This window comes from Aeromonas sp. s1(2024), from assembly GCF_040908005.1.
In the GTDB taxonomy this organism is placed as follows: domain Bacteria; phylum Pseudomonadota; class Gammaproteobacteria; order Enterobacterales; family Aeromonadaceae; genus Aeromonas; species Aeromonas caviae.
In genome coordinates, this window is record NZ_JBFOCW010000056.1 from 1 (window position 1) to 22,457 (window position 22,457).

The 22,457-nt window shown below is 56.7% G+C and carries 28 protein-coding genes; 3 read left to right on the top strand and 25 right to left on the bottom strand.

Annotated elements, in window-relative coordinates:
- Positions 1 to 31: 31 nt before the first annotated feature.
- Positions 32 to 475 carry a translesion error-prone DNA polymerase V autoproteolytic subunit gene (gene umuD / locus AB5Y70_RS13065; protein WP_103859282.1) on the bottom strand — a complete coding sequence of 148 codons (444 nt, stop codon included), beginning with the start codon at positions 473 to 475 and terminating at the stop codon, positions 32 to 34.
- Positions 476 to 591: 116 nt separating this feature from the next.
- Here umuD and AB5Y70_RS13070 point away from each other — a divergent pair, with 116 nt between their 5' ends.
- Both AB5Y70_RS13070 and AB5Y70_RS13075 read left to right on the top strand, forming a co-directional pair.
- A complete protein-coding gene (locus tag AB5Y70_RS13070) occupies positions 592 to 780 on the top strand; it encodes a DUF3283 family protein (RefSeq protein ID WP_064341007.1) in 189 nt (62 codons plus the stop codon).
- A gap of 170 nt (positions 781 to 950) precedes the next feature.
- Positions 951 to 1,235 (top strand): acyl-CoA synthetase, encoded by a 285-nt coding sequence (locus AB5Y70_RS13075; RefSeq protein WP_181023139.1) that lies wholly within the window; start codon positions 951 to 953, stop codon positions 1,233 to 1,235.
- A gap of 54 nt (positions 1,236 to 1,289) precedes the next feature.
- On the opposite strand, the gene AB5Y70_RS13080 is transcribed toward AB5Y70_RS13075, so the two are convergent.
- The 20 genes from AB5Y70_RS13080 to AB5Y70_RS13175 all read right to left on the bottom strand — a co-directional run bounded on the left by AB5Y70_RS13080 (position 1,290) and on the right by AB5Y70_RS13175 (position 18,444).
- Complete coding sequence (locus tag AB5Y70_RS13080; RefSeq protein ID WP_368176041.1) at positions 1,290 to 4,388, bottom strand: type I restriction endonuclease subunit R; 3,099 nt, start codon at positions 4,386 to 4,388, stop codon at positions 1,290 to 1,292.
- Positions 4,389 to 4,421: 33 nt separating this feature from the next.
- Entirely contained in the window at positions 4,422 to 5,636 is a 1,215-nt protein-coding gene (locus AB5Y70_RS13085) for an McrC family protein (RefSeq protein ID WP_232091587.1), read from the bottom strand.
- Between the two features lie 110 nt (positions 5,637 to 5,746).
- On the bottom strand, positions 5,747 to 8,080 hold the full coding sequence (locus AB5Y70_RS13090) for an AAA family ATPase (RefSeq protein ID WP_232091588.1): 2,334 nt from the start codon (positions 8,078 to 8,080) through the stop codon (positions 5,747 to 5,749).
- The gene (locus AB5Y70_RS13095; RefSeq protein WP_368176042.1) at positions 8,071 to 9,489 is read right to left on the bottom strand and encodes a restriction endonuclease subunit S; all 1,419 of its coding nucleotides are present in this window, start codon (positions 9,487 to 9,489) and stop codon (positions 8,071 to 8,073) included. Before AB5Y70_RS13095 ends, AB5Y70_RS13090 begins: the two co-directional genes overlap by 10 nt.
- Positions 9,479 to 11,329, bottom strand: coding sequence for a type I restriction-modification system subunit M (locus AB5Y70_RS13100; protein WP_368176043.1), 1,851 nt, complete (start codon positions 11,327 to 11,329; stop codon positions 9,479 to 9,481). The genes AB5Y70_RS13095 and AB5Y70_RS13100 overlap by 11 nt, the downstream gene beginning before the upstream one ends.
- A 437-nt stretch (positions 11,330 to 11,766) precedes the next feature.
- Positions 11,767 to 12,174, bottom strand: a complete 408-nt coding sequence (locus AB5Y70_RS13105) for a type IV toxin-antitoxin system YeeU family antitoxin (protein ID WP_368176044.1) — start codon at positions 12,172 to 12,174, stop codon at positions 11,767 to 11,769.
- 2 nt (positions 12,175 to 12,176) lie between these two features.
- Positions 12,177 to 12,491, bottom strand: a complete 315-nt coding sequence (locus AB5Y70_RS13110) for a hypothetical protein (protein ID WP_368176045.1) — start codon at positions 12,489 to 12,491, stop codon at positions 12,177 to 12,179.
- A gap of 84 nt (positions 12,492 to 12,575) precedes the next feature.
- Entirely contained in the window at positions 12,576 to 12,932 is a 357-nt protein-coding gene (locus AB5Y70_RS13115; RefSeq protein ID WP_368176046.1) for a hypothetical protein, read from the bottom strand.
- A 1-nt stretch (position 12,933) separates the two neighbouring features.
- Complete coding sequence (locus tag AB5Y70_RS13120; RefSeq protein WP_368176047.1) at positions 12,934 to 13,476, bottom strand: hypothetical protein; 543 nt, start codon at positions 13,474 to 13,476, stop codon at positions 12,934 to 12,936.
- 78 nt (positions 13,477 to 13,554) lie between these two features.
- Entirely contained in the window at positions 13,555 to 13,917 is a 363-nt protein-coding gene (locus tag AB5Y70_RS13125) for a hypothetical protein (protein ID WP_021137996.1), read from the bottom strand.
- Positions 13,910 to 14,128, bottom strand: a complete 219-nt coding sequence (locus AB5Y70_RS13130) for a hypothetical protein (protein ID WP_368176048.1) — start codon at positions 14,126 to 14,128, stop codon at positions 13,910 to 13,912. The genes AB5Y70_RS13125 and AB5Y70_RS13130 overlap by 8 nt, the downstream gene beginning before the upstream one ends.
- Complete coding sequence (locus tag AB5Y70_RS13135) at positions 14,128 to 14,634, bottom strand: hypothetical protein (RefSeq protein ID WP_270823703.1); 507 nt, start codon at positions 14,632 to 14,634, stop codon at positions 14,128 to 14,130. The genes AB5Y70_RS13130 and AB5Y70_RS13135 overlap by 1 nt, the downstream gene beginning before the upstream one ends.
- 147 nt (positions 14,635 to 14,781) lie before the next feature.
- Positions 14,782 to 15,120, bottom strand: a complete 339-nt coding sequence (locus AB5Y70_RS13140) for a hypothetical protein (protein WP_368176049.1) — start codon at positions 15,118 to 15,120, stop codon at positions 14,782 to 14,784.
- Positions 15,121 to 15,144: 24 nt separating this feature from the next.
- Positions 15,145 to 15,336: a hypothetical protein gene (locus AB5Y70_RS13145; protein ID WP_029303518.1), complete on the bottom strand. Its 192-nt coding sequence runs from the start codon at positions 15,334 to 15,336 to the stop codon at positions 15,145 to 15,147.
- Entirely contained in the window at positions 15,333 to 15,830 is a 498-nt protein-coding gene (radC, locus tag AB5Y70_RS13150; RefSeq protein WP_042045083.1) for a DNA repair protein RadC, read from the bottom strand. The genes AB5Y70_RS13145 and radC overlap by 4 nt, the downstream gene beginning before the upstream one ends.
- 90 nt (positions 15,831 to 15,920) lie before the next feature.
- The gene (locus AB5Y70_RS13155; protein ID WP_368176050.1) at positions 15,921 to 16,229 is read right to left on the bottom strand and encodes a hypothetical protein; all 309 of its coding nucleotides are present in this window, start codon (positions 16,227 to 16,229) and stop codon (positions 15,921 to 15,923) included.
- A complete protein-coding gene (locus tag AB5Y70_RS13160; RefSeq protein ID WP_087755234.1) occupies positions 16,204 to 16,632 on the bottom strand; it encodes a hypothetical protein in 429 nt (142 codons plus the stop codon). Before AB5Y70_RS13160 ends, AB5Y70_RS13155 begins: the two co-directional genes overlap by 26 nt.
- A 10-nt stretch (positions 16,633 to 16,642) precedes the next feature.
- Positions 16,643 to 17,068, bottom strand: coding sequence for a DUF2787 domain-containing protein (locus AB5Y70_RS13165; protein ID WP_199416851.1), 426 nt, complete (start codon positions 17,066 to 17,068; stop codon positions 16,643 to 16,645).
- Positions 17,069 to 17,154: 86 nt separating this feature from the next.
- Complete coding sequence (locus tag AB5Y70_RS13170; RefSeq protein WP_199416850.1) at positions 17,155 to 17,601, bottom strand: hypothetical protein; 447 nt, start codon at positions 17,599 to 17,601, stop codon at positions 17,155 to 17,157.
- Positions 17,602 to 17,652: 51 nt separating this feature from the next.
- Positions 17,653 to 18,444: a hypothetical protein gene (locus AB5Y70_RS13175; RefSeq protein ID WP_270825676.1), complete on the bottom strand. Its 792-nt coding sequence runs from the start codon at positions 18,442 to 18,444 to the stop codon at positions 17,653 to 17,655.
- A gap of 147 nt (positions 18,445 to 18,591) precedes the next feature.
- Here AB5Y70_RS13175 and AB5Y70_RS13180 point away from each other — a divergent pair, with 147 nt between their 5' ends.
- A complete protein-coding gene (locus AB5Y70_RS13180; RefSeq protein ID WP_368176051.1) occupies positions 18,592 to 18,936 on the top strand; it encodes a helix-turn-helix domain-containing protein in 345 nt (114 codons plus the stop codon).
- On the opposite strand, the gene AB5Y70_RS13185 is transcribed toward AB5Y70_RS13180, so the two are convergent.
- The 4 genes from AB5Y70_RS13185 to AB5Y70_RS13200 form a co-directional block, all read right to left on the bottom strand.
- Positions 18,925 to 19,482, bottom strand: a complete 558-nt coding sequence (locus AB5Y70_RS13185) for a lecithin retinol acyltransferase family protein (RefSeq protein WP_368176052.1) — start codon at positions 19,480 to 19,482, stop codon at positions 18,925 to 18,927. The two genes, AB5Y70_RS13180 and AB5Y70_RS13185, sit on opposite strands and share 12 nt — an antisense overlap.
- 11 nt (positions 19,483 to 19,493) lie before the next feature.
- Positions 19,494 to 20,435, bottom strand: a complete 942-nt coding sequence (locus AB5Y70_RS13190; protein ID WP_368176053.1) for a DUF932 domain-containing protein — start codon at positions 20,433 to 20,435, stop codon at positions 19,494 to 19,496.
- Positions 20,436 to 20,615: 180 nt separating this feature from the next.
- A complete protein-coding gene (locus AB5Y70_RS13195; RefSeq protein WP_368176054.1) occupies positions 20,616 to 21,074 on the bottom strand; it encodes a 3'-5' exonuclease in 459 nt (152 codons plus the stop codon).
- A 224-nt stretch (positions 21,075 to 21,298) separates the two neighbouring features.
- A protein-coding gene (locus AB5Y70_RS13200; RefSeq protein WP_099368947.1) for an IS3-like element ISKpn10 family transposase occupies positions 21,299 to 22,386 on the bottom strand; the annotation gives its coding sequence in 2 pieces (ribosomal slippage) (positions 21,299 to 22,134 and positions 22,134 to 22,386; 1,089 coding nt in all).
- Positions 22,387 to 22,457: the final 71 nt, after the last annotated feature.

Below are 22,457 nucleotides of genomic sequence, written 5' to 3' on the forward strand. Positions count from 1 at the left end.
CCGCTCACAGCTGGCGTAGAAGTTGTTTACATCAACGAGCGCTATAGCCATCACGCTGCCTCAGATTGCCAATCACATGGGTGACCACTCCGAACAACTCCAGGGAGAGGCTCATAAAAGGGTCGATAGGCGCGAACGCCGGATTGGCTGGCAACAGCCGCAACCTCGGCTTGAGCTGCAAGGTCTTTACCGTGAAGCCGCCATCGAGTAGTGCAATCACCACATCACCATGGCGCGGGGTGAGGCTCTTATCGACCACCAGCAAGTCACCGGGAAAGATACCGACCCCGGTCATGCTCTCCCCCTCGGCACGCAGATAGAAGGTGGCTGCAGGGTGCGCCACGCAGTGGGTGTTGAGGTCCAACTTCCCTTCCAGATAGTCGCTGGCTGGGCTGGGAAAGCCGCAAGAGGCGCGGTGCAAGAACAGCGGGATGGTCACCTCGGCGGGTGATGGGTCTGGGGTTAACAGCGTCATGGTAATAATGCCTGTATATAAATACAGGTATTATAGCGCACCACCTTTGAACCAGCGCAAGTCCCGCATGCCACTGATGGCGTACCATGGCGTCAACAAATAACAAAGAGGTCAGTATGAGTCACAATCTGTGCGCCCTACCGAAAGAGCAGCAAGAACGGGTCGAGGTCGAGAAGGCCGCCGCGTATGCGGTATGGAAGGAGCGCAACGGTCACTTGGCCAGCGCAGAAAGCGAAGCGAACCAACATCAAGGTGAACTGGGTCGCTACTTCCTTGAAAAGGTCACCTACTTCAAGTCTCGCTGACCCTATCAACACGTTCATCGGTGGCTATGCAGGTCACTAGCAACAAACCGCATTCCAAACAACTTAACGAGGTATGTATTGTGACGGCATTGGTAGTCAACTTGGTAGAGACCTACTCCAGCCGAGGTGCTTACAAGGGCGCCATTAGCGCTTGGCGGGTTTCAAGTTATATGGCCAACAAAATCTCCACCGTCATTGGGGTTTACAAGTCTCAAGTCGTGGTTGTCATCGAAGACTGCCAGCTGAAACTCTCGACACCTGATGTCAATGAACTACACGATGACGGGTGTGATGGTCGTTACTTCGTGGTCGGTGGAGACATTTACGAAGACACCAAAGCTTGGCTAAAGCCGCATCCGTGGCTATTCAAGTCACTGGCCAGCGTACAAGGCCCACGCTACCTGAGCCTCGAAGAGGCCAACCAGATACCTTCAGGCAGCGTCATACTGAAGTAAGCCATATCTACACATCTTGATAGATAAGGTGAGGGAGGCTCGCGCCTCCCCCACTCAACACCACACCTCACACAAGCTCTCTGCCTGCGCCAGAACCAGCTGAGCAGCCTCTTCCTGCTGGTCTGGCGGGTACTTGTACTTGCGCAGGATGCGCTTGACCATCAGCCGCAGTTTGGCGCGCACGCTTTCGCGGCTGCTCCAATCCACGGTCACGCTACGGCGCAGGTTGGCTGTCAGCTCATGGGCTATCTTGGCCAGTATCTCGTCCCCCAGCTCACGCACTGACGCCTCGTTGTTGGCCAACGCATCATAGAAGGCGAGCTCGTCATCGTTAAGGCCCAAGGCCTGCCCCCGCTTGCTTACGGCGGCAAACTTCTTGGCCATGTCGATCAGCTCCTCGATCACCTGTGCGGTTTCGATGGAGCGGTTCTGATAGCGTGCGATCACCTTGGTCAGCATCTCCGAGAACTTCTTCTCCTGGGAGAGGTTGGTCGCGAACTTCGACTTGATCTCCCCCTCCAGCAGTCGCTCCAGCAACTCCACCGCAAGATTGCGCTCCGGCAGGTTGCGCACCTCGGCCAGAAACTCATCATCGAGCAGGCCGATATTGGGCTTGTCGAGCCCCACCGCTTCAAACACATCGACCACATCGCCCGATACCACCGCATTGCCGATGATCTGGCGAATGGCCAAGTCGCGCTCTTCGTCGGTTTTCTTCTTTTGGGAGATCGCCTTCTTGGTCAACAACACTTTGACCGCCTGCAAGAAGGCCACTTCTTCCCGCACTGCCTTGGCCTCGTCAAGGGTGCAGCAGAGCGTGAACGCCTTGCTCATCGCCAGCGCGTTGTCGGCAAAGCGCTTCTTGCCATCCTCAAGGCCAAGAATAAAGTTGGCGGCCCCGGCGAGCAGCTTGTGGCCACCGGTGAGGTAGTCGTTGTAATCAAAGCCATGCAGCAGGGCGCGCAGGATATCGAGTTTCTCCTCCAACACCGCGTAGGCCTCATGGGCATCGACGGTCGGCTTGCCCCGTCCTTTGCTGGCGGTGTACTCCTTGATGGCGCTCTTGAGCTCGTTGGCGATCCCGATGTAATCGACCACCAGCCCGCCTTGCTTGTCCTTGAACACCCGGTTCACCCGTGCAATCGCCTGCATCAGGTTGTGGCCCTTCATCGGCTTGTCCACATAGAGGGTATGCACGCAGGGCGCATCGAAGCCGGTCAGCCACATATCACGCACGATGACCAGCTTGAGCGGGTCACTCGGGTCTTTGAACCGCTTCTCCAGCCGTTTCTTCACTTGGGTGGCATGGATGTGGGGCCGCAGCAATGCCTTGTCAGAAGCGCTACCGGTCATCACGATCTTGATGGCCCCCTTGTCGGGGTCCGGGTCATGCCAGTCGGGGCGCAGGGCCACGATGGCATCATACAAGTGCACGCAAATCTCGCGGCTCATGGCGACCACCATGGCCTTGCCATGCTGCGCCTGATTGCGCTCTTCGAAGTGGGCCACCAGATCGGCGGCAACCCGCTCAATTCTTGGCTTGCTGCCAACCACCTTCTCCAAGGCTGCCCACCGTGACTTAAGCTTGGCCTGCTCGCTCTCTTCCTCATCCTCGGCCAACTCATCCACTTCGTCGTCGATGTGGGGAAGCTCTTCGTTATTAAGTGACAACTTGGCCAAGCGTGACTCGTAGTAGATGGCAACCGTGGCACCATCGTCCTTGGCCTGCTGCATGTCGTAGACGTGGATGTAGTCGCCAAAGACGGCGCGAGTGTCGCGGTCTTCCGCTGATACGGGCGTACCGGTAAAGGCCACGAACGTCGCGTTGGGCAGCGCGTCGCGCAAGTGCTGTGCATACCCGACCTGATAGCGCGCAGCCCCTTCTGCAACCTTGCCTGGCGCTTTGAGCGAGGCGCTGAAACCGTACTGGGTTCGATGTGCTTCATCCGCGATGACCACGATGTTGGCGCGGTCGCTGAGCACAGGGAACGTGTCCTCATCCTCGCCGGGCATGAACTTCTGGATGGTCGTGAACACGATGCCACCGGAGGGCCTGTTGCCAAGCTTGTCACGCAGGTCACCTCGCGTACTCACTTGCACCGGCTCCTCGCGCAGCAGATCTTGCGAGAGTGAGAAGACCCCGAACAGCTGGCCATCAAGGTCATTGCGGTCAGTGATGACGACGATGGTCGGGTTCTCCATCGCGGCGTCTCGCATCACCCGGGCCGCAAAGCAGGTCATGGTGATGCTCTTGCCACTGCCCTGGGTATGCCACACCACCCCGCCCTTGTGGCTGCCGTCTGGACGCGATGCGAGCACCACCTGCTCGATGGCCGCCCTGACTGCATGGAACTGATGGTAACCGGCGATCTTCTTGACCAACCGGCCATCATCTTCAAACAGCACGAAGAAGCGCAGGTAATCGAGCAACATGGCCGGGGTCAGAATGCCGCGCACCATGGTCTCCAGCTCGCCAAACTCGCCGTAGGGGTCGAGGTTGACCCCATCCACAGTGCGCCACTGCATAAAGCGTTCGGCATCCGCAGACAGCGATCCCATCCGCGCCTCGCTACCATCGGAGGCAATCATGATCTCGTTGTACTGGAACAGGTCGGGGATCTGCTCCTTGTAGGTCTGCAGTTGGTCGAATGCCTTCCAGATGTCGGCATGCACGTCGGCCGGGTTCTTGAGCTCCAGCACCACCAGCGGCAGCCCGTTGATGAAGAGGATGATGTCGGGGCGGCGGGTGTGTTTGGGCCCCTTGATAGAGAACTGGTTGATGGCGAGCCACTCGTTGGCGGTGGGCTGCTCGAAGTCAACGAGGCGGACAAAGTCCCCCACCGTTTCGCCATCGCGCTGGTACTGGACTGGCACTCCATTCACCAGCAAGCGGTGAAATGCCCGGTTGGCCGACAGCAGCGCCGGGGTATCGAGGTTGACCACTTGGGTCAGCGCATCTTCACGCGCCACCAGCGGCACGGAGGGGTTGAGCCGGGCAATCGCCTCCCGCAAGCGCTCGCGCAGCAGCACTTGCTGGAACTGCTCACGCCACGGGTTATCAGAATCGGGGGCAACGTCGTAGCCACACACCACGCGATAGCCCACCTCGGCCAACCACCCCAGCACCTCTTGTTCCAACTGATCTTCGGTCATGCACCATCACTCATCAACAAGGAGAAACGCCCGTCAGGCGGGCTCGGTGGGCCTCAGTGGCAAACGCAGTTCGCACGCAGAATCCGCCCTCGGCTGGCAAGGCAATATCAGCCGGTGGGACGAACTGGCAGCCAAGTCAAACGGCAAGACCCACAACGTCAGGCGGGCATCATAACAAAAAGGTTCGAGTGGAACTTTGAGCTGGCTCCATGATGGATAAATCAATACCAGATGACCATAATCTTGCTCGGTCAGGTACTTGTGGCCATAAGCGAACAGCTGGTATAGGTCACCCTGGCTGATGCCGTACTTGCCGTCACGGTCGCTGCTATCGAGCCGCTTCCACTTCACATCCATCACCCAACGCTTGTTGCCGTGCTGCAACAAGAGGTCCGGCTGTAACCGGAACATCTGCTTGCCTTGCTGGGTGCAAAGGTACTGACTGGCCACCTGGGCTTTGAGGTTGGCATCGGGCAACAGCTGTTCACGCAGGCACGACTCTACATAGCGCTCGAACAGCTTCTCCATGGGGAACAGCAGGCTGATGCCACGCCACTCACCATTCAGGGCACTCGGCATGGCACGATAGAGGATGAGCTCACACCACGGCCGAACCCCTTGATAGTGAGCCATCAAGCGGTCATGTCGCCACAGTCTGAAGTCCCCTTCCACATCGCGGCTGGCAGGCACATCCACCAGCAAGTGGCGCAGCTCCTGTGCCAACCGCCAGTTGTCCGGGTGCTGAGTCGCATTGGCGACGGTCTCCAGCGCCCGCTTGAGCAGCCGGTTCTCAGCCCGGTCGGGCAAGAAGAGGTCGTAACGTAACGCAAAGTGGTGGCCCCGGCCCGGTGGCTGGCGCATCTGCCGGGCGACATCCAGCTGACCACGCAAGAACGGCTCGGTCGCCTCAAGGCGCTGATAGTCACTGCGCACGCCGCGTTTGACCAGCTGATCGAGCTCGGCCAAAAAGCGCGCGATAACCCACTCGTTGAGCGGCATATCAAAGCGTTCCAGCGACGCCTCCGCCGTTTCACGGGGGGGCAGATCCAGGGCTCGCTCCAGCATCCGGCGGATCAACTCGCGGCCATGCTCGGGTGGGTCACCCTCACTGGCGGTCTTGGGCAGGATCTCGATCACCTGCCCGGTGGGGGTCTCTATCACCCCCACGTAGTTGTCCAGTTGCAAGGTCCGGCTATCTTCCACCTGTATCAGGGCAGGAGCATGGGTGACCTTATAACGCTGACTCAACTGACAGAGCCAATCAAAATCCACTTGATCGATATCAGGATGTGCCTGAACTGGCACGCAGTTATCTCTCACAACCAGTCGGTCGTACTCACGAACCGTGATGGGAGCCTTCACTGCGCCCCCTTGTCACCCTCGATGGTCAAGGCATAGGCCTCAATACGCGTAAACGCCTTCTCATTGATGCACCAACGTTGGCGCTGCCCCCCAACCGCTATATCACCAAGCAGGGTCTTGATATCGAGTTTGGGAGGTGTGAGGAACATCGCCTCAGCGCGGCTCTTGCGATGATCATTGAGCACCCAGGCGATACGCTGCCAGTCCTCAAAGAAGTACTCCTGCAATAGCGGCAGGATCTGATGCTGGAAGATGTATCCCAACTGCGCCAAGGTTGGCTTTGCAGTCGCTTTGAGCGGCATAAAGTAGGCATGACCGAGGCAATGGTCGCGGTCCAACAGCACCTCAATGCGCTGGTTCAGCGTGTGCAGCAAGCGGCCTACGTCTACCTTGTGCTCCTCATCCTCGATGACCACGCCATTAAGCAGCTCGGCCCTGGGCGGCATCTCTTCAAACACAAAGCGGCGACGCAGCGCGATATCGAGTCCGGCCAAGGAGCGGTCAGCGGTGTTCATGGTGCCGATAAGGTAGAGGTTGTCCGGTACGCTAAAGGGGCGCTTGGAGTAAGGCAGCGTGGTGGTCAGCGCCTCGCTTGCCCCAGCTCGCTTGCTTGGCTCTATCAGGGTGATCAACTCACCGAAGATGCGCGAAACATTGCCCCGGTTGATCTCGTCGATGATCAATACGCGTTTGTTTGATGGCGTGGCACCAGGTTCACTCTGCGACCCAGCTTGTGATGCAGTGGCATTGACCAGAGCAAGCAGCTTCTCCGGGATCAAGGTCGGAGCCTTCAATTCATAGAGCGTCATCTGACTAAAGCGACCGTTGATCAGTTCACTACATGGGAGCGAGGGACTGAACTGGCATAGCCACTTGACCGGACGAACCTGAGCATAACCATCATCATAATCGGGATGAAGTTCCCGTCGGTAATCCCCTTTAATCTCACCAATAGCCCGGAACTTGAAATTACCATCAGTCACAACAACTAGGTCGCCAACCTTCATCCGGTTCACCAGCGTCATCACGCTGGTAACGGTGTAGTCATATGCGTTATCTATCTTGCCAGTTGATTGCTCCAGCAGAGCCTGCACCTCTTCACGGCTCTTACATTGGCTGTAATCATGCGCGCCTCCATACCCCAGACGGATCACCCCCTCTTCAATACAGTCATCAAAGATATGAGCATCATCCCCCTTGGTATTTCCAAGTGACATCTTCCAGACCCGGCGTCCCTCCAGCGTCATCGCCTCATGGCTGTCGCTGCGCGTGACTTTGGCTGCCACCGCGTCACACATGCGCTTGAAGACACCATCAACCACGTCATAAGTCAGTTGACCGCTGTCTCCATCACTCTCAGCCCGGATCCCCTCCACAAAGTCCTCATAACTGAAGCTCTGGTGGAAGGTCACAAAGTCGATACGTCCCTCCTTGACCAGCTCATCAAAGCGCGCCTTAAGCGCCTTGCGGGCCTCTGGGCTTTCATCCTTGTCGTATTGGGACCAGCACTCAGGGTCCAGAATGGCCAGCGCCTTGTTAATGGTGTGATAGGTCTTACCTGTGCCGGGCGGGCCATAGAGGATCTGATTCAGGGGAACTAGGTCATTCATGATGTTCGTCTCTGACTTCTGTGGAACTGAAGGCGCACCGACAGGCCGATTACTGTGTCCGTTTACATTGATATTCTCATTTTTTATCAAGGGCACCACGGTACTATCAAACCAAGCTGAAACACTTTCACTGGTGTCAGCCTGATACCGGAGCTCTCCATGCTTTGGCTCAGGCGTAATGGCAGCATAGCGTTCCCCTTTTAGCAGAACGGTACACCACAATTTTTTTCCTTGGTCTCGAGCGATTCTCAATACTTGCGAAATGGCTTTAGAGGCACCTTTTGGCTTGATTCCCAGAACCCAGCTTGGCCCTCCTCTATTAATCCATTGATCCGCTTTAGGGAAACGCTGAGTCGCCTCGTCAATCACCCATTGAGCCCACTCTCGCTCACGCGCACCAAGGGAGTCCCAAAATGCCTGATATTCGGATGTACCATCCACGTTTTTAACATCCTGCAACTGGCTGACGACATAATCACGAAATTGACGCAGCGCATTACGTGCAGCCCCATTCCCGTAATTGCCCTCCTCAGCCAACTCCCCCCCTAAGTCATAACTGGCAAGCAGTGACTCTAGTTGAACAATATCGGTGATAGACCACAGGTCCAGCCCACAGTGCCTAGCAAGGTGGTTAATACCTGAGCAGTACGAGTCCACGGTATTAGCCGTCATCGGCCGGGCTAACAGGTAGTTCCGGTAGCCTTCCTGAGTTACTGACATAGTCCGGCCTCGCTCAGTTGTTCCTCGGCATCCGGCAAGCGCAGTTGACCGGAGATCAGGCGGGGTAGCAGTGTATCGCGCAAGTTGGCGAGGGTTTGGGCTTGCTGGTGATTCGCTGCCACCTTGGCAAAAAGTGGGGCCGCAACCGCATGGAAAGCGTTGAGAACATCATAACTCGGTAGGACGCACGGCAAATTGCTTACTACCTCCGGACGAACAGCCGGATAAGCACCACCATCAGCAACATGTGCAAGGTATTCAATGCTGCTATTCGCAGTAGCTGCAAGATAGACATACTCGGTCGCAGCCTTCTGCTTGGGCCGCAGTACCGCAAAACCAGTGCTTCCAGTCAAATTAGGCCGAGGATTGCTGATGAACGCATAAGAGCGGTTACCCGGCCGGACAGTGCCCACGATCGTGTCACCATCACGCAATACTCGTCTCGCCCGACTAGGTGCATCCTCAAACAGAAACTCAGTGATCTCGGCAATCTCGTTCTCTTTGGCATTGGCCAAATCAACATAAGCCACAGAGTCAGGTCGATTCTTAACGGTCCAAGATTCAGGATTGAGTAAAGCAAGATCGTTAAGTGAACCCGTGCTCCACCCCTTCGGCACCTGACCAAGGTCTGACTCTTCGAAGCTGTCGGGGAACAGGGCCGCAACCTCGGGGGGTAGACCTGCTGGTTGCTCGCCCCCAGCGTTTGCATGAACCGGATCGAAGTCAACAAACCACGACTTGAACAGCGCCTGAGCGATCGCCTCTAACGTGGCGTTGGTTTCGCGTAAAAGGGCTATACGATCATCAAGGGTTTGAAGACTGTCAACAATGCGACGCTGAACGGCAATAGGTGGAAGACACACATGGAAAGCCTTTGCTTCCGGAAAATATATTGTCTGGTGTGTGGTACCACTTGCGAAACGCAGCATGCTGTCGTGCTCGGCAAAAAGCACGTACTTGAGGTAGCTATAGTCAATTGCCTCCGAACACACCCAGTTGATGAAATCCTGACTTGTCGCCATTGGTACGCCCATGACGACAACATATCCAACAGACGCTGTCCTAGATAGGCAAACTGTATTAGCGGGCAAAACTCGTGCGGATGAGTTTTCGATCCCCAGAGAGTTCGTTGTTTGCTCGGTTCGATAGATTGTCCGCCCGTGATTGGATGTTGCATCTCGGATACCAATCCAGGGAATTTTTCCTCCCCAATACTCTGGATGCTTACGGCTTGGAGTATGTCCCGACTCTAAGCGCGCGACGGATGAAAGAGGAACCCATTCCCATCCCTCTGGCGGTTGCTCCTTCGGCATTCCAACCGACAGAGCAAATCGCCCTCGGATTACACCTTCTGTCGCAGCTCTACCACCAACTCGAGTTGTCTTGACGACTGGAGCCTCAGAACTCATACCCTAGCCCCCCCAGCTTATGTTTGATCAACCGATCCAGCTCGGCCCCCTTGCTCATCTGGTCGCCGAGTTGATTGGTCAACCGAGCCATCTTGTCGGCAAAGGCTTCATCGTCGTCCTCGACCTCTTCGGCGCCCACATAGCGGCCGGGGGTCAACACATGGCCGTGCTCGGCAATCTCGGCCAGGGTTACGCTGCGGCAGAATCCCGCTACATCCTCGTAAGGCTGATCGCACTCACCGTCCCCTTTCCACGCGTGGAAGGTATCGGCGATACGGGCAATTGCGCTCTCATCGAGTTCGCACTGCACCCGGCTGATCATGGTGCCCAGCTTGCGGGCATCGATAAACAGCACCTCGCCCTGGCGGCGGGTCTTGTTCTTGGTGAGGAACCAGAGGCAGGCCGGGATCTGGGTGTTGAAGAAGAGCTGTCCCGGCAGGGCCACCATGCACTCCACCACGTCCGCCTCCACCATGGCACGGCGAATATCGCCTTCGCCACGCTGTGGAGAACTCATTGAGCCGTTGGCCAACACGATACCAGCGCGACCTGTTGGCTTGAGGTGGTAGAGCATGTGCTGCAGCCAGGCGTAGTTGGCGTTGCCCGCAGGCGGCGTACCGTAGACCCAGCGCGGATCCCCCTCGAGGCTACCATGCCACCAGTCGCTGATATTGAACGGCGGGTTGGCCAACACAAAGTCGGCACGCAAGTCAGGGTGCTGATTGCGGGTGAAGGTATCACCGTTTTCGCGCCCGAGGTTGTAGTCCATCCCCTGGATGGCGAGGTTCATGGCCGCCAGCCGCCAAGTGGTCGGGTTCGACTCCTGACCGTAGATGGAGACATCACCCAGCTTGCCACCATGGGCTTCGATAAACCTCTCCGACTGCACGAACATGCCGCCTGAACCGCAGCAGGGGTCGTAGACCTGGCCATGATGGGGAGCAAGCACCGCCACTAGCGTTTTGACGATGCTGGCCGGGGTATAGAACTGACCCCCCTTCTTGCCCTCGGCACTGGCAAACTCGCCAAGGAAGTACTCGTAGACCTGCCCCAGGATGTCGCGTGCTTCACCGACATCACTGCCAAAGCCAATCTTGGAAACCAGATCCACCAGCTCGCCGAGCTTGCCATCGGGCAACTGGGCACGGGCGTAGCGCTTGTCAAGGATGCCCTTGAGGCGCGGATTCTCCTGTTCGATCAGGGTCAGCGCATCGTCAATACGCTTACCGATATCAGCCTGCTTGGCATGGGCCCGCAGCCCCTCCCAACGGGCACCTTCCGGTACCCAGAAGGCGTTCACCTCACGGTAGTAATCACGGTCTTCCAGCTCCTCGGCCAGCAGCTCATCGTCACAGTCGTAGAGGAAGTACTCGTCGCTCTCATCGGCAAAGCGGCGAGTCAGTTCGCTTCGACGGGCGGCGAAGGAGTCGGAGATGTACTTGAGGAAGATAAGGCCCAGCACGATGTGCTTGTACTCGGCGGCGTCCATGTCGGCACGCAGCTTGTCTGCGGCAGCCCACAGGGTCTTCTTCAGCCCCTCGATACCGGTAACTTGCGGCTCATCCTTGGCCTGCTTAGCCCTGCCACCGGCCTTCGCTTTGCGTGGTGCTGCAACGGCGGCTTCACCTTCCAACACCCGGAGCACAGCACCGCCCCGCCCGCGCCCCTTGCGCAGTACGCCCTGTTCCAACAGGGCCTCGCGTGCAGCGGTAAAGTCCTCATCGGTCAGGTCGCTGAATTGGGCTTTCAAGGTGTCCATCAAGGCTTGGTTACCGATAGTGCTGCCATCTTCAGGAACGGCGGCCAGCAGCGCCTGGCTGAGCTCGTTGAGGTCGGTCATGGGGTTCTCCGGTTAATGCGTGTTGCCGTCACAGCACACCTGCGCGAAAGCCAAGGTGAGGATGCGGGCCAAGTCGTCAGACTGACGGAACGGCGCATGCCGAGCCTTGCGGGCGCAGCAGGGACCTATCCAGGGTGGTGGGTCAACAGAAGGCGATGCAGCCAAGGTGATGCATCGGCGAGAAAAAGTCCGGCCCGTCAGTCGTCTATCAATTATCTGGCGGGCAGTTTATACAAATGAACCCCGCAGCACTATGCGTAATGTCACGCATAATGGCGATCACGGAGCATCGTTGTTATTGCAGAGATGAGATGGTCAACGCCTCAAGTTGGCGGACAAAAAAACAAAGGGGAGGCCATAAATTGGCCTTCCCCACGATCTATCCCATTAATCACGGATGAGTAGGTGCCAAAATGTTACCACAAGCGGATTGGTGGTCACGTCTTGCGCTCAGGATTGGCGTCCATGTTGGTCGCTGGGTAGATGGCTAAGTAGACATAGCCGTGACTGCCAAGGGTATCAGCTTCGCAGGTAAAGCCGCCGTGCTGGATAGTGATGCAGTGCTGACGTTGGGCATCCAGTTCGCCGGTCAGCAGCTTGGCTTCCAGAGCCTTGATGATCTCCGGGAAAGCTCGGTCGAGCTTGGCTATCTGCACCTCACTCCAGTCACCGATCAGACTGGCACGATCGGATAGAAAATCGAGTCGGTAGCGACTCTGTATCAGACGAGCGCCAAAGCGTGGGGAGATATCACTAGGCAGACCCCAGCTGATGCTGGGAGGCAGCGTGACAGCTGGGACCTCAGGTTGCTGTGTGACAGGGCACGTGGGATCGGTTGTGGTCATGATTAGCGATACCTAAGTTGAATGTCGATGATGGTGCCGGGCACGTTGTGGCGCTGGCGTAGTCTGGTCAGGTGCTCTGGGAGGTCTGTCAGGTTTGTCAGTCGCCCTCGGTAGAGCCGGGAGAGATTGACGTAGTCAGGATGGCTCACAGTTATGGTCACCTGATGTCCTGGCTGCCAGCGACCAAATAGGCGGGCTTTGGCTTCCTTGATGGTGGTGATGCCGGGAGCGGGTAACGTCTGCCGGTTACGCAGATGCAGTTTATTAAGCTCGGGGGCATAGCGATGCACCTCGAGCCCAGTGATTAGACGGGTCATGTTCGGTGACTCCAATGATGCAAAGGGCCAGCCTGTGAGGGCTGGCCCTTTATGCTGTTTGTTGATTTGCGAGACAGTCGGGCGTCAACGAGCGCAGTCAGTCGCCTCGTTGATAACCGGCTTGCAATTGAGCCGGTCCAGCAGGTGCCGTGAGCCGTACTGGGCCACCAGCCGGGCGATGGCCATTTGAGCGCAGGTCGCTCTGCTGGGCTTATTCTCAGGGATTGCGTAACGAGCGGTGAGCCAGCCGCCGAGCAATGCGATGCGGTAGCCGCTTGGGATGTGAGTGAGCGACGTACCGATGCCCCTCCCGTGAATGAGAAAGGGCACAGCTTGTCCGCCGATGTCGATATCCATGCGCTGCCCCTTGAGCTCGAAGGTAGTGAGCTCGCCGGTTTGCGGATGTTTGCCGGGCACCTTGATGGTGATGTGTTTGGCCATTTCATACCTCCGGCTTGCTTTCAACGTGGTGGGTCACACTGTTGGCCTCGGGGTCGATACTGATAAACGCCGGGGCTTGTGGGTGGTAGTGGTATAGCCGCGCCAATTCAGCGCGAAACGCCTCGACGTTTGGCGCAATCACATGGCTGGTATCTCCCTCGGCATAGGTAAAGGTCTCCAGCTTCTCGGTATTAATCCAGATACCGAAGTACCAGGCGTCTTCCTCGGTATCGTATTGCTGCCAACCTTGAGCCAGTAGCGTCCGGTCGTAGTAGTAGCGGTCAGCCTGATGGCTACCCCGGTCGATGCGGCAACCCGTCACAGTGAGCTCGAACGGGATACGCCCTGCTTTGTGAGCTTTCTTGACCCGGCGCAGCAGCTTGAGAGCCTTGGTTCTGCTGCGGCCATTACCGAGCGGTTGCGGCTGTCGGGCCCGTAATGCCAGGTGGGTCATTATCTTCGGCGCGGTGTTGTGGTTGAGCTGACCGATGGCTGTGGTTATCTGCCGAGCGGTCAGGGGCTTGTAATCACTCAGGTCGTGCATGGGTGGGGTCCTTAAAATGCAAACAGCCCCTCGGTGTGAGGGGCTGCATGAGGTCTTGTTTGTACTGGTGGCCGTGACTCAGGTATGACTACTCCAATCCGGCGTGTCGTTACTGCCGTGGTTGACGTAGGCTCCAACAATCACCCGTTGCCACTCGCCGACCGGTTGACCCGCTGCATTACAGGCGCAGCGAAAGCGGGCGAAGTGAATCTCTCGTGGCAGGTGTTCACGCATATCTCGTGGGCTGACAAAGAGCGTGGTCTTGTGCAGTACCGGGTTGGGTGCAACCAGCGGGCCGCCAATACGCCGTCCCTCCACATCGTGGGCATAGGCAAAGCTAGGCAGCATCAACTGCTGACTGATGAGCTTGGCGAGTCCCGGATGGGCACACATGGCCTCTGCCACGGCGGCCTGGCTAAAGCTGTCATTGAACTCAATCATGGTGTTTCTCCATTTCCGCTGGTGAACGGTAAGCCGCTGCCAGCAGCGCAAACTGTTCAATCAGGTAACTGATGCTGATGCCTAGTTCATCGCTGACCCCATCCCCCAGATGGTGATGCAGGAGTGCCATGTCATCGGCGATACGTTGGGCTAGGTGGGCCGTTGAACTCGGTGGTGAGCTTGTCACCGTCAGGGTGATGGAGAGATCCATCACATCTCTCCCCAAGGTGCTTGCTCCCACAGTGACAACCGGGTCAGCACGTCTTGCGCCAGCACTTGCTGCAACTGCTGTATCACCTTCACCAGCCGGGGAGCCTGCTCAGGGCTCCCGCTCCATTCACTCGACTGGTACAGGGCGCAGCAGGTGAATTTGTAGAGGGCTACCAGTTCGGCATCGGTGAGTGGTGCCTGATGGTAACGGTGAGCCGGTTTAAGCGGACTCAGCTTGGTCGAGCGCTGCTGACGTGGTTCCTGGCGGTCCTGCTGGCGCCCCAGCTGATAGCGATGCCAAACGGCACGCCGGTTGGCGAGCATCATCAGCCGCACCAACCGATCTACCCGCCACGTCCAGGTACTGGTGACATACATTGGCGAGTTCCACCAGAGGGTGCGCAGCAACTCAAGGGTGTAGTGCGGTGGCATCGGGGCATTGCAAAAGCGGTGTAACTGCACGGCAAAGGCAAGGTAGTCCTTGCGATCGATCATGAAAGCAGACATGGGGTGACTCCTTGAAATGCAAAGGCCACCAGCAGTGAGGTGGCCCTTTGGGTGATGTCGGGATATCCGGATCATGGTGTTGGCGCGGATGATCCGGGTGATCGGGTGGAAACGTGATCGGCATGTTATTGGGCGATCGACGGTTCGTTATTGGTGATCTTGGCATGTGTCGGGGTGAGCAGCATCAAACAGGATGGCGTAGAGCGCACAATCAATGCCGTTGACGGCGTCGTGGTGTGGGTAATAGGGCGGAGCGTCTCGGGAGCGCTCGAAGTAGTCGCCAAAGCAACTGAGGCATTCGCGTATCTCGACGGTGGAGCCCTGCAGCAACGCCGCGTCAAACTGCTTGGCATACACCGCGTCAGCACGAGCCTTGGTGACGGCCTTCTCCAACAACACCAGCGCCTCCTCGTTGCAGGCAGTAGCCAGACGATGGCGCAGCTTGCTCAGGGTTTCCTCAAGGGAATAGGGGTTAGGTAATCGCATCGCTCATTTCTCTTTTGGAACGGACTAATGGCGCAGCTGATGCAGCAGCGCATCAATAGCCTCGATACTATCGGCCTGGGTGAGCGGGGAGCCGTTAGGCAGGTGAGCCACGATGGCGGGCTCGGTCTGCATCTCGACGTTGTCTGCCAGCCAACAGCGCAACTCGATGAGGATATCGAGGGCGGTGAGGTGGGTTTTGCCTGGGGTCTGGTTCATAGCTGACCTCTTTCGGCCATCGAGACTAAGCCCTCAGCACCGACCACCAGATGGTCAAGCAATCGCACATCGACCAGCGCCAAGGCTTCTTTGAGGGCCTGGGTAAAGACCCTGTCAGATTGACTGGGTTCCGGGTCACCGCTGGGGTGATTGTGCACCGCGATGATGGCCCCACTGTTGAGCAGTATGGCCCGCTTGACCACTTCCCGTGGGTAGATACTGGCGCTGTCCAAGGTGCCGCGAAACAGCTCCTCAAAGGCCAGTACACGATGTTGGGAGTCGAGGAACAGTGCACCAAACACTTCGTGCTCCCGGTCCTGCAGCAGGGTCTGCAGCCGCTCAGCGGCCTCTGTGGTACTGGTGATGGCGGAGCCTTTGGCAAGACGCTTGCGAGCAATCTGATTGGCGATACGCAACAGGTCTTGCTCGGTCACGGGTTCGGTGACGACATAGGTGCCGGGGCATTCCCCGGCTTTGAGTTTGTGGTAACGCATGTGGGGTTCTCCAAATAAACAAAACCCCGGCACACATAAAGCATGTCAGGGTTAAAGGTAGAGCGGTTGTTGGTTCACTGTGAGGGGTGTTCAGTTGGCCTTGGTGGCGGCTTCTGCTCCTGTTCCGGCTGTAGGGGTGCGCTTCACCGGCATCAGCGGTCCGGGGACCAGTACGTTGAGTAGGATAGCGAGCGCAATACTTAGCCGCTCTGCCAACTGGTAGGCAGGTCCTATGGTGTCGTAGTCAGCTATCCAGGTGGCCAGCGCCAACCCACTGGTCTCTACCGCCCGCAGATAAACGCTGTAACCTTGTACGGTCAGGCCGCTGTCGCGCACCACCTGCGTCTCGCCATCTCGATTAATCGCTTCAAGCTCAACGGCGATCGGTTGTTTTGGCACCTTTCGCCTCCTCTTGAGGTAAGGAGTCACTCTCCACGCGATAGCCGTGATGAATGCAGGTACGCTGCAGGTCGGCCAGAAAGCTGCCCAGTACACGAGGCTGTTCAGAGAGCGGGATAGGGCCTGCTTGGCAGCGCCAGAAACATTGGCGCTTGGGGTCCACGCAGATTTCATCCACGGGCTGACTCATGGTGCGCCAGTCCTCGGCATTGGTGAGGGAGAGCAGTTGCCACAGCTCCCCAGTCCAACGTAAGTGCAGCGTGACGGTGCGAGCGTTTGGGCTACAAGGAGTCAGGTGCAGCAACCAGCGCTCGCCCCGGCGAGTCGGCTGCAGTTTAGCTTTAGCCGCAACCAGTCCAAGCCACTGGCGTGAATAGTGAGATAGCGGCAGTTCGTTAGTCATCACACACCTCCTACTCCCCACTAACCGTAACGGTGAAGTACGCCATCCGGCAGTAGGCAACAAAGTTGGTCTGCCACAGGGTGAATAACTCATGGGCCTCTGAGCGCTGGATAGGCCCCCATCCTTGCAAATAGTGTTCGTCATCCAGGAAGTTGAAATCGAGCTCCTTGCAGAGCTCGGCATCCTGGCCCAGTCCCTGGTAGCTGAAGTCGGTGACGTAATCGAACAGCCAGCCATCAAGGCCGCGTATCAAGCGGATCTCGACCGGGTGAGCCCCTCCCTGCTCGGGGCTGTAGGTGGGGCTGCGAAAGTTGAAGGTGAGTTGGGTCATACGCTCGAGGTTGAAGCCGATATTGGCAACCTCCTGATTGAGTAACGTGAGCAGCGCTTGGGCAACGGGCAGGGCAAAGCCATCCCGGAAAAAGGGAATAGTCATAAGCGTTCCTTGTCATATATCCAATAAAACGAGGGAGGCATTCGCCTCCCTCTGGGTGTGGTTGCAAAGGTTGGTGTAAGCCATCGTCACGGTGTGCCAAAGTCCGGTGATGACCCAGGCGCAATACAGTTGTTATCTGGCGAGCCAATGGCTGGCAGTACCTCTGCAAGGTGGCTGGTGGGCAAATCGATGGGGGGATTTGACGGCAGCAATAGCGCCACCGAGGTTGCGTTGCGAAGCGCTTCCCAGAACGTGGGTAAGTCACCTTGCCGGTAAGGGGCGTCATAGCGTTGTCCGTCCACCAGTAAGGCAAACTGACGTTTGCTGTCGCTGCCATAATCACGACCGTTCATCGTCGCCAGCATGGTGAGCGGCGCATCATCCCGGCAGATAATAGTGAGCAGGGCGGAGCCTGCGAGGGTGATGTTGTAATTCGCCTGCGTACCCGGCCCCCAACTGCGAGACCAGCCATTCTCCTCTGCCCCGACACCACTGGTGGCAAGAGCCACCAGCAGCGCGATAAGTCGGTTCATTGTGATTACCTTTTAAAAATAACAGGGAGGCTGTTGCCTCCCTGGGTTGGGTTATTGGTCAAACGACAGCGTCTGCTCGCCACCCAGGGTGGTCACAGTAACCTCAAGGGGGTTACAGTCCTCCGGCAGCAGAGAGAGCGTCACTTTGCCGCCAAAGCCCATCCGGAAGGGCAGCTTGGCTTGCGGGTTAATCGTGCAACTACCCCGGTTGATCTTGAGATCGGTGATCACCATCCGGTTACTGCGGCTGGTGATATCGAGCAGGTACTTGTTCCAGGTCGTCTTGCCGTAATAGGGATTACCGCGTTTTCTCAACTGTACATCGCCCTCCTTCAGCGGTTCGATGTTAGCCAGGTCTTCGTCGAGGACGGCGGCGTCATAGGTCTCTTGTGATTGGCAAGGAAAGCCTGGCGAGCCCAGCGCCGGTAGCGTGTTTGCAATGTTCGCTGTTGGGAACGAAAATTTGCGGCTGCCTTTTTCGCGTTGATATACGCCTAGTTCTTTCGCATTTCTCAGTGCGGTCCAGAGTTCCTCAAAACTTTTCTGGTCTTGAAGAACCCGGTGGCCAATGAAGATCTTGCCATCCACTTCAAAAACGAAATCACTTTGATAGTCCTGAGAGCCGTATTTTCCGACACTCATGATGTCCACATTGATGGTGGCGGGTTTGTTAGGGTGACAATGAATGGTGAATGAATCCGCCCGGTTATAGACACCGTAGCTGAATCCCTCAGCTGCGTTACCAAACTGCTTCCAGCCTGGGGCATCAGCGGCTGACTCACTGAGGGCATGTGCTTGCTGAGTGGCTGCCAGCATTACTAGCAATAGCATGGATTTTTTCATGTTTGTTTCCTTCTAAAATGTCTTGATGTAATTCGACCCATTCGGTCCAGTCTCAACCAAAATCAACCATTAAGGGCGATCCTCATCGTTTTGAGTCCTTCATGTCAACAAGTCCGGGTGTCAACTTTAAAAGTTGAATCTGGAGGTGTGATGGATATCAATCAGGACGCGTTAGCCAAAGCAGTGGGCAGAGCCATTGCTTATCAACGTCAACAACGGGGAATGACCCAAGAGGAAGTCGCGGAACGGCTGCAGATTGGGATGGAGGCGGTATCTCGCATGGAGCGGGGGATTGTGGTTCCCACTATCGTTCGACTGGCTGAGTTGGCACAAATATTTGGATGTGAGCTGACGGACTTGCTCCGTGAAACCAGTTCGCGGCCCCTTGAGCAAGCCGTCAGATTAGCTCACCAACTTGAGCAACTCACCGACGATGATCGTCAGTGGGTCACCAATACCATGACGGACCTGATGAGCCGTCTAATCCGTTAACCAGTTCCACAGCTTGTGTGCGCCGTAGGCAGCAGCCGCACCGAGGGCCAACGGTGCCCATGCTGGCACGCTCCCTAGCGCAACCAGGGAGGCCGCAGTGGACGTCGCTGCGGTGCTACTGACATAGGCACCAGTCAGTCCGGCTCCGGTCGTGGAGGCCAGCTTTCCGACCGAGGCTTTCACCACCTGAGAAGCGATTACCGTTTGGGCGGCACGGGTTACCTGAGGTGAGTGGTGCAGGTCTTTGATACACCACATCACGAAGTGCTCACAGTTGTTGAACAGCAGGTTATAACTGCGTTCACCCAGACGGCTGTGCGCTCGGTTGACACTGTGATCCGGGCTCAGTCGCTGAGGATGGGTCCTGATAATAAAGTCCTTCTCCTGGCAAAACTCCCCTAACGTAGACATGACAACCTGACACGAGTCATGACCAGAAAACGGGCCCTGGTAGTGGATCACCCAATCGTTACCGACGTAGATCCCGTGGTGCTCATACCCGATGCGCGGGGAGATAAGGTGGTCGCCATAGTTCAATGAAGACATGTTGATCTCTCCTACTGCAGTAAGGTTATGGCTTGCGCCAAGGCACGGGATTTGAGTTGAGCCCCTTGGCCAAACCAGGCGGAATCCAGCCGATGACCCTGGCTGCGGGTACGGCGATGATGATCGACATACTCGGTAACCGCATTGACCAATCCCCACGCGGTGTTATGCGAGCTGGCCAGCTCGGCCCCCATCCCTGCCCCTTGATAGAGTTCATGTAAACGCTGTACAGGCCGGGTGAGCACAATGCTCTCTTCCTCCACAGGCTGTGCCAGCAGATCACTGAAAAAGCGCAGTGCCTCTTGAGGTGCCACAGGCCGTTGGCTGAGTTCTTTGGCGTACTGGCCGAAATGGTCCCACTGGCTTACCCCAAGCCCCAGAGCCTGTTTCACTGCTGCAGCGTCAAACTGGGTTGAGTGGGGCACCTTGATGGCGCCGGTCTGGTCTCCTACTGCAACCTGCAAAGTGTTGTTGCAGACTACCCGCACCGAGGTGAATTGCGCCGTGGTGCAGAGCGTCCCATCACAACTGGTCGCCAGCAGCAGATAGGATTTCACCAGATCACCGCCTTTGAGCATCAGGTCCTGGCCGGTTTTGGCCAAGGCCCAGAGTTTGCGGCCACCTTTGAGTGAGCCTGCTGTCTCCAGCTCGAAACCACCGGCTTCCACCAAATCTTGATAGAAGTGCAGTACCTCATGAGGCTGCACCACGTTGTAGCGCTGTGAGACTACCGACAGCGGTGCCAGGGTATCGGAACGGTATAGGACTTTGCTGTCGGGGTAGGTGTGCAGGTCAGGCGAGCCCTGATACAGCACATCGCTTTGCTCGATGGTCCAGTCCATCCCTGCAGCTTGCAGCCAGACATCGAGGGACTGTTGTGGGGGTAGGACATTGCCGAGGCCATGCCAAGGGGTTTGGCCGGTGTAGGCCATGGAATCAATCAAATGAGCCATAGAGATCTCCAATGAAAAAAGGGACTGCCGAAGCAGTCCCTGAGGTAGGTTCATGGAGATAAAATATGTCTGAGATTTGGTTCATGAGAGCCAATCTCAATCTTGAATAAACAATGCCAATTAATTGCTAAGTGATCACCTTGAAGGTGTTTCTTTGGTAAAACTGTGGATGATAACCAGCTATACCTGCTGACTGCGCTGATAAAGCTCAAGAACCCAAGGTGAATGGTTTCCCTTCTCAAAAACTAGACATAGCTCTTTTCGTGGCCGAGTAACTCCCACGTAAAAGAGCCGCCTTGCTTCTCGCATGGCTCGTTCCGACTGACTATCACGCCAGCTAGGAAAATCTCTGTGGTTGATACCAAACAGGATAACGGCATCAAACTCCCGACCTTTGGCACTATGAAGCGTGCTCAAGGTCACTTGGCCCAACCCATCTGTACGTCCTGCGAAGACCTTAAGAGGAATATCATGTCCCAATGCAGGATCGACCTTCGAGATCATCTCCGCACATATCTCCCATTCCTGATGCGGATTTCTAGCAAGAGCTTGCCATGGGGCAATAAGCTCATGGTAAAAGCGAACTAACCAAGCATGGGTCATCTCGTTACCGTTGATTCCACTGCGTAAGAAGGCCATCAGTAGTCGAGTTATCACCTGCTCCTCAGCATCGCTAACCCGTCCGCCGTAGATTATCGCGAGGGCTTGGTTTAGCAGACGATGATAAGGTGGCGAAGCATCACGCCATCCGCCAGTCACCCACCGACTACAAGATTCAATAAATCGTGCAAGCCGTGAATTCCTCTTCACTAGAGCATTACCGTGGTAATCCCCCCATTTTTAGGGGCATTCAAAAGTAGAGGTCATGCGGCCTGTGCCAGACGCTGTTTCGGCGTGTAGCCACCCAGCGCCATATTGGGCCGCTCATGGTTATAAACCCACAGCCAGTTCGTGGCAAACTCCTGTAGTTCATTCAGTGACTCAAACAGGTAATGGCCCAGCCAGTCGTAGCGCACCGTGCGGTTAAAACGTTCGATGTAGGCATTCTGCTGCGGATTTCCTGGCTGGATATAGCCCAGGGTTATCCCCTCCTGTTTCGCCCATCGCTTGAGCTCTTCGCTGATGTATTCCGGGCCATTGTCACATCGGATAATGGCGGGCTTACCTCGCCACGTGATCACCTGCTCCAGCGCCCGTTTGACTCGTGAGGCGGGTAAGGAGAAATCCACCTCGATGCACAGCGCTTCACGATTGAAGTCATCGATCACATTAAACAGCCGCACCGAGCGGCCATCGCTGAGCTGGTCATGCATAAAGTCCATCGACCAGCACTGATTAGGCTGGTCGGGAACCGCCAACGGCTCTGGCTTAGCCCGAACCAACCGTTTCCTGGGTTTTATCCGCAGATTGAGCTCCAGCGCCCGATAGATCCGGTATACCCGTTTGTGATTCCAGCCAAAGCCTTGGACGTTGCGCAGGTACAAAAAGCATAACCCGAAGCCCCAGTTGCGCTGGCTGGCCGTGATACGTAGCAGCCAATCGGCAATTTCCTGGTTTTCATCGACCAGCACGGGCTGATAGCGATAGCAGCTTTCACTGACCTTGAAGATCCGGCAAGCCAGACGGATGGATATGGCGTAGTGAGTCACGGCTTTGGTCGCCATCTCCCGGCGGGCAGATGGCGTTACCACTTTTTTGCCATGGCCTCGGTGATGATCTCTGCCTTGAGGCGCTCCTCGGCGTACATCTTCTTGAGGCGGCGGTTTTCGTCCTCCAGCTCCTTGAGTCGAGCCATGAGGGAGGCATCCATCCCCCCGAATTTGGAACGCCACTTGTAGAAGGTGGTCGTGCTGATGCCATGCTCGCGGCAGAGCTCCGGGACGGGAGCTCCAGCCTCAGCTTGTTTGAGGATGGCGATGATCTGGGTATCGCTAAAGCGTGATGTTTTCATGTAGAACCTCCTGCGTTCAAGGTACGGGAAAATTCTACTTATGAGCACCCTGGTTTTTCGGGGGGATTACC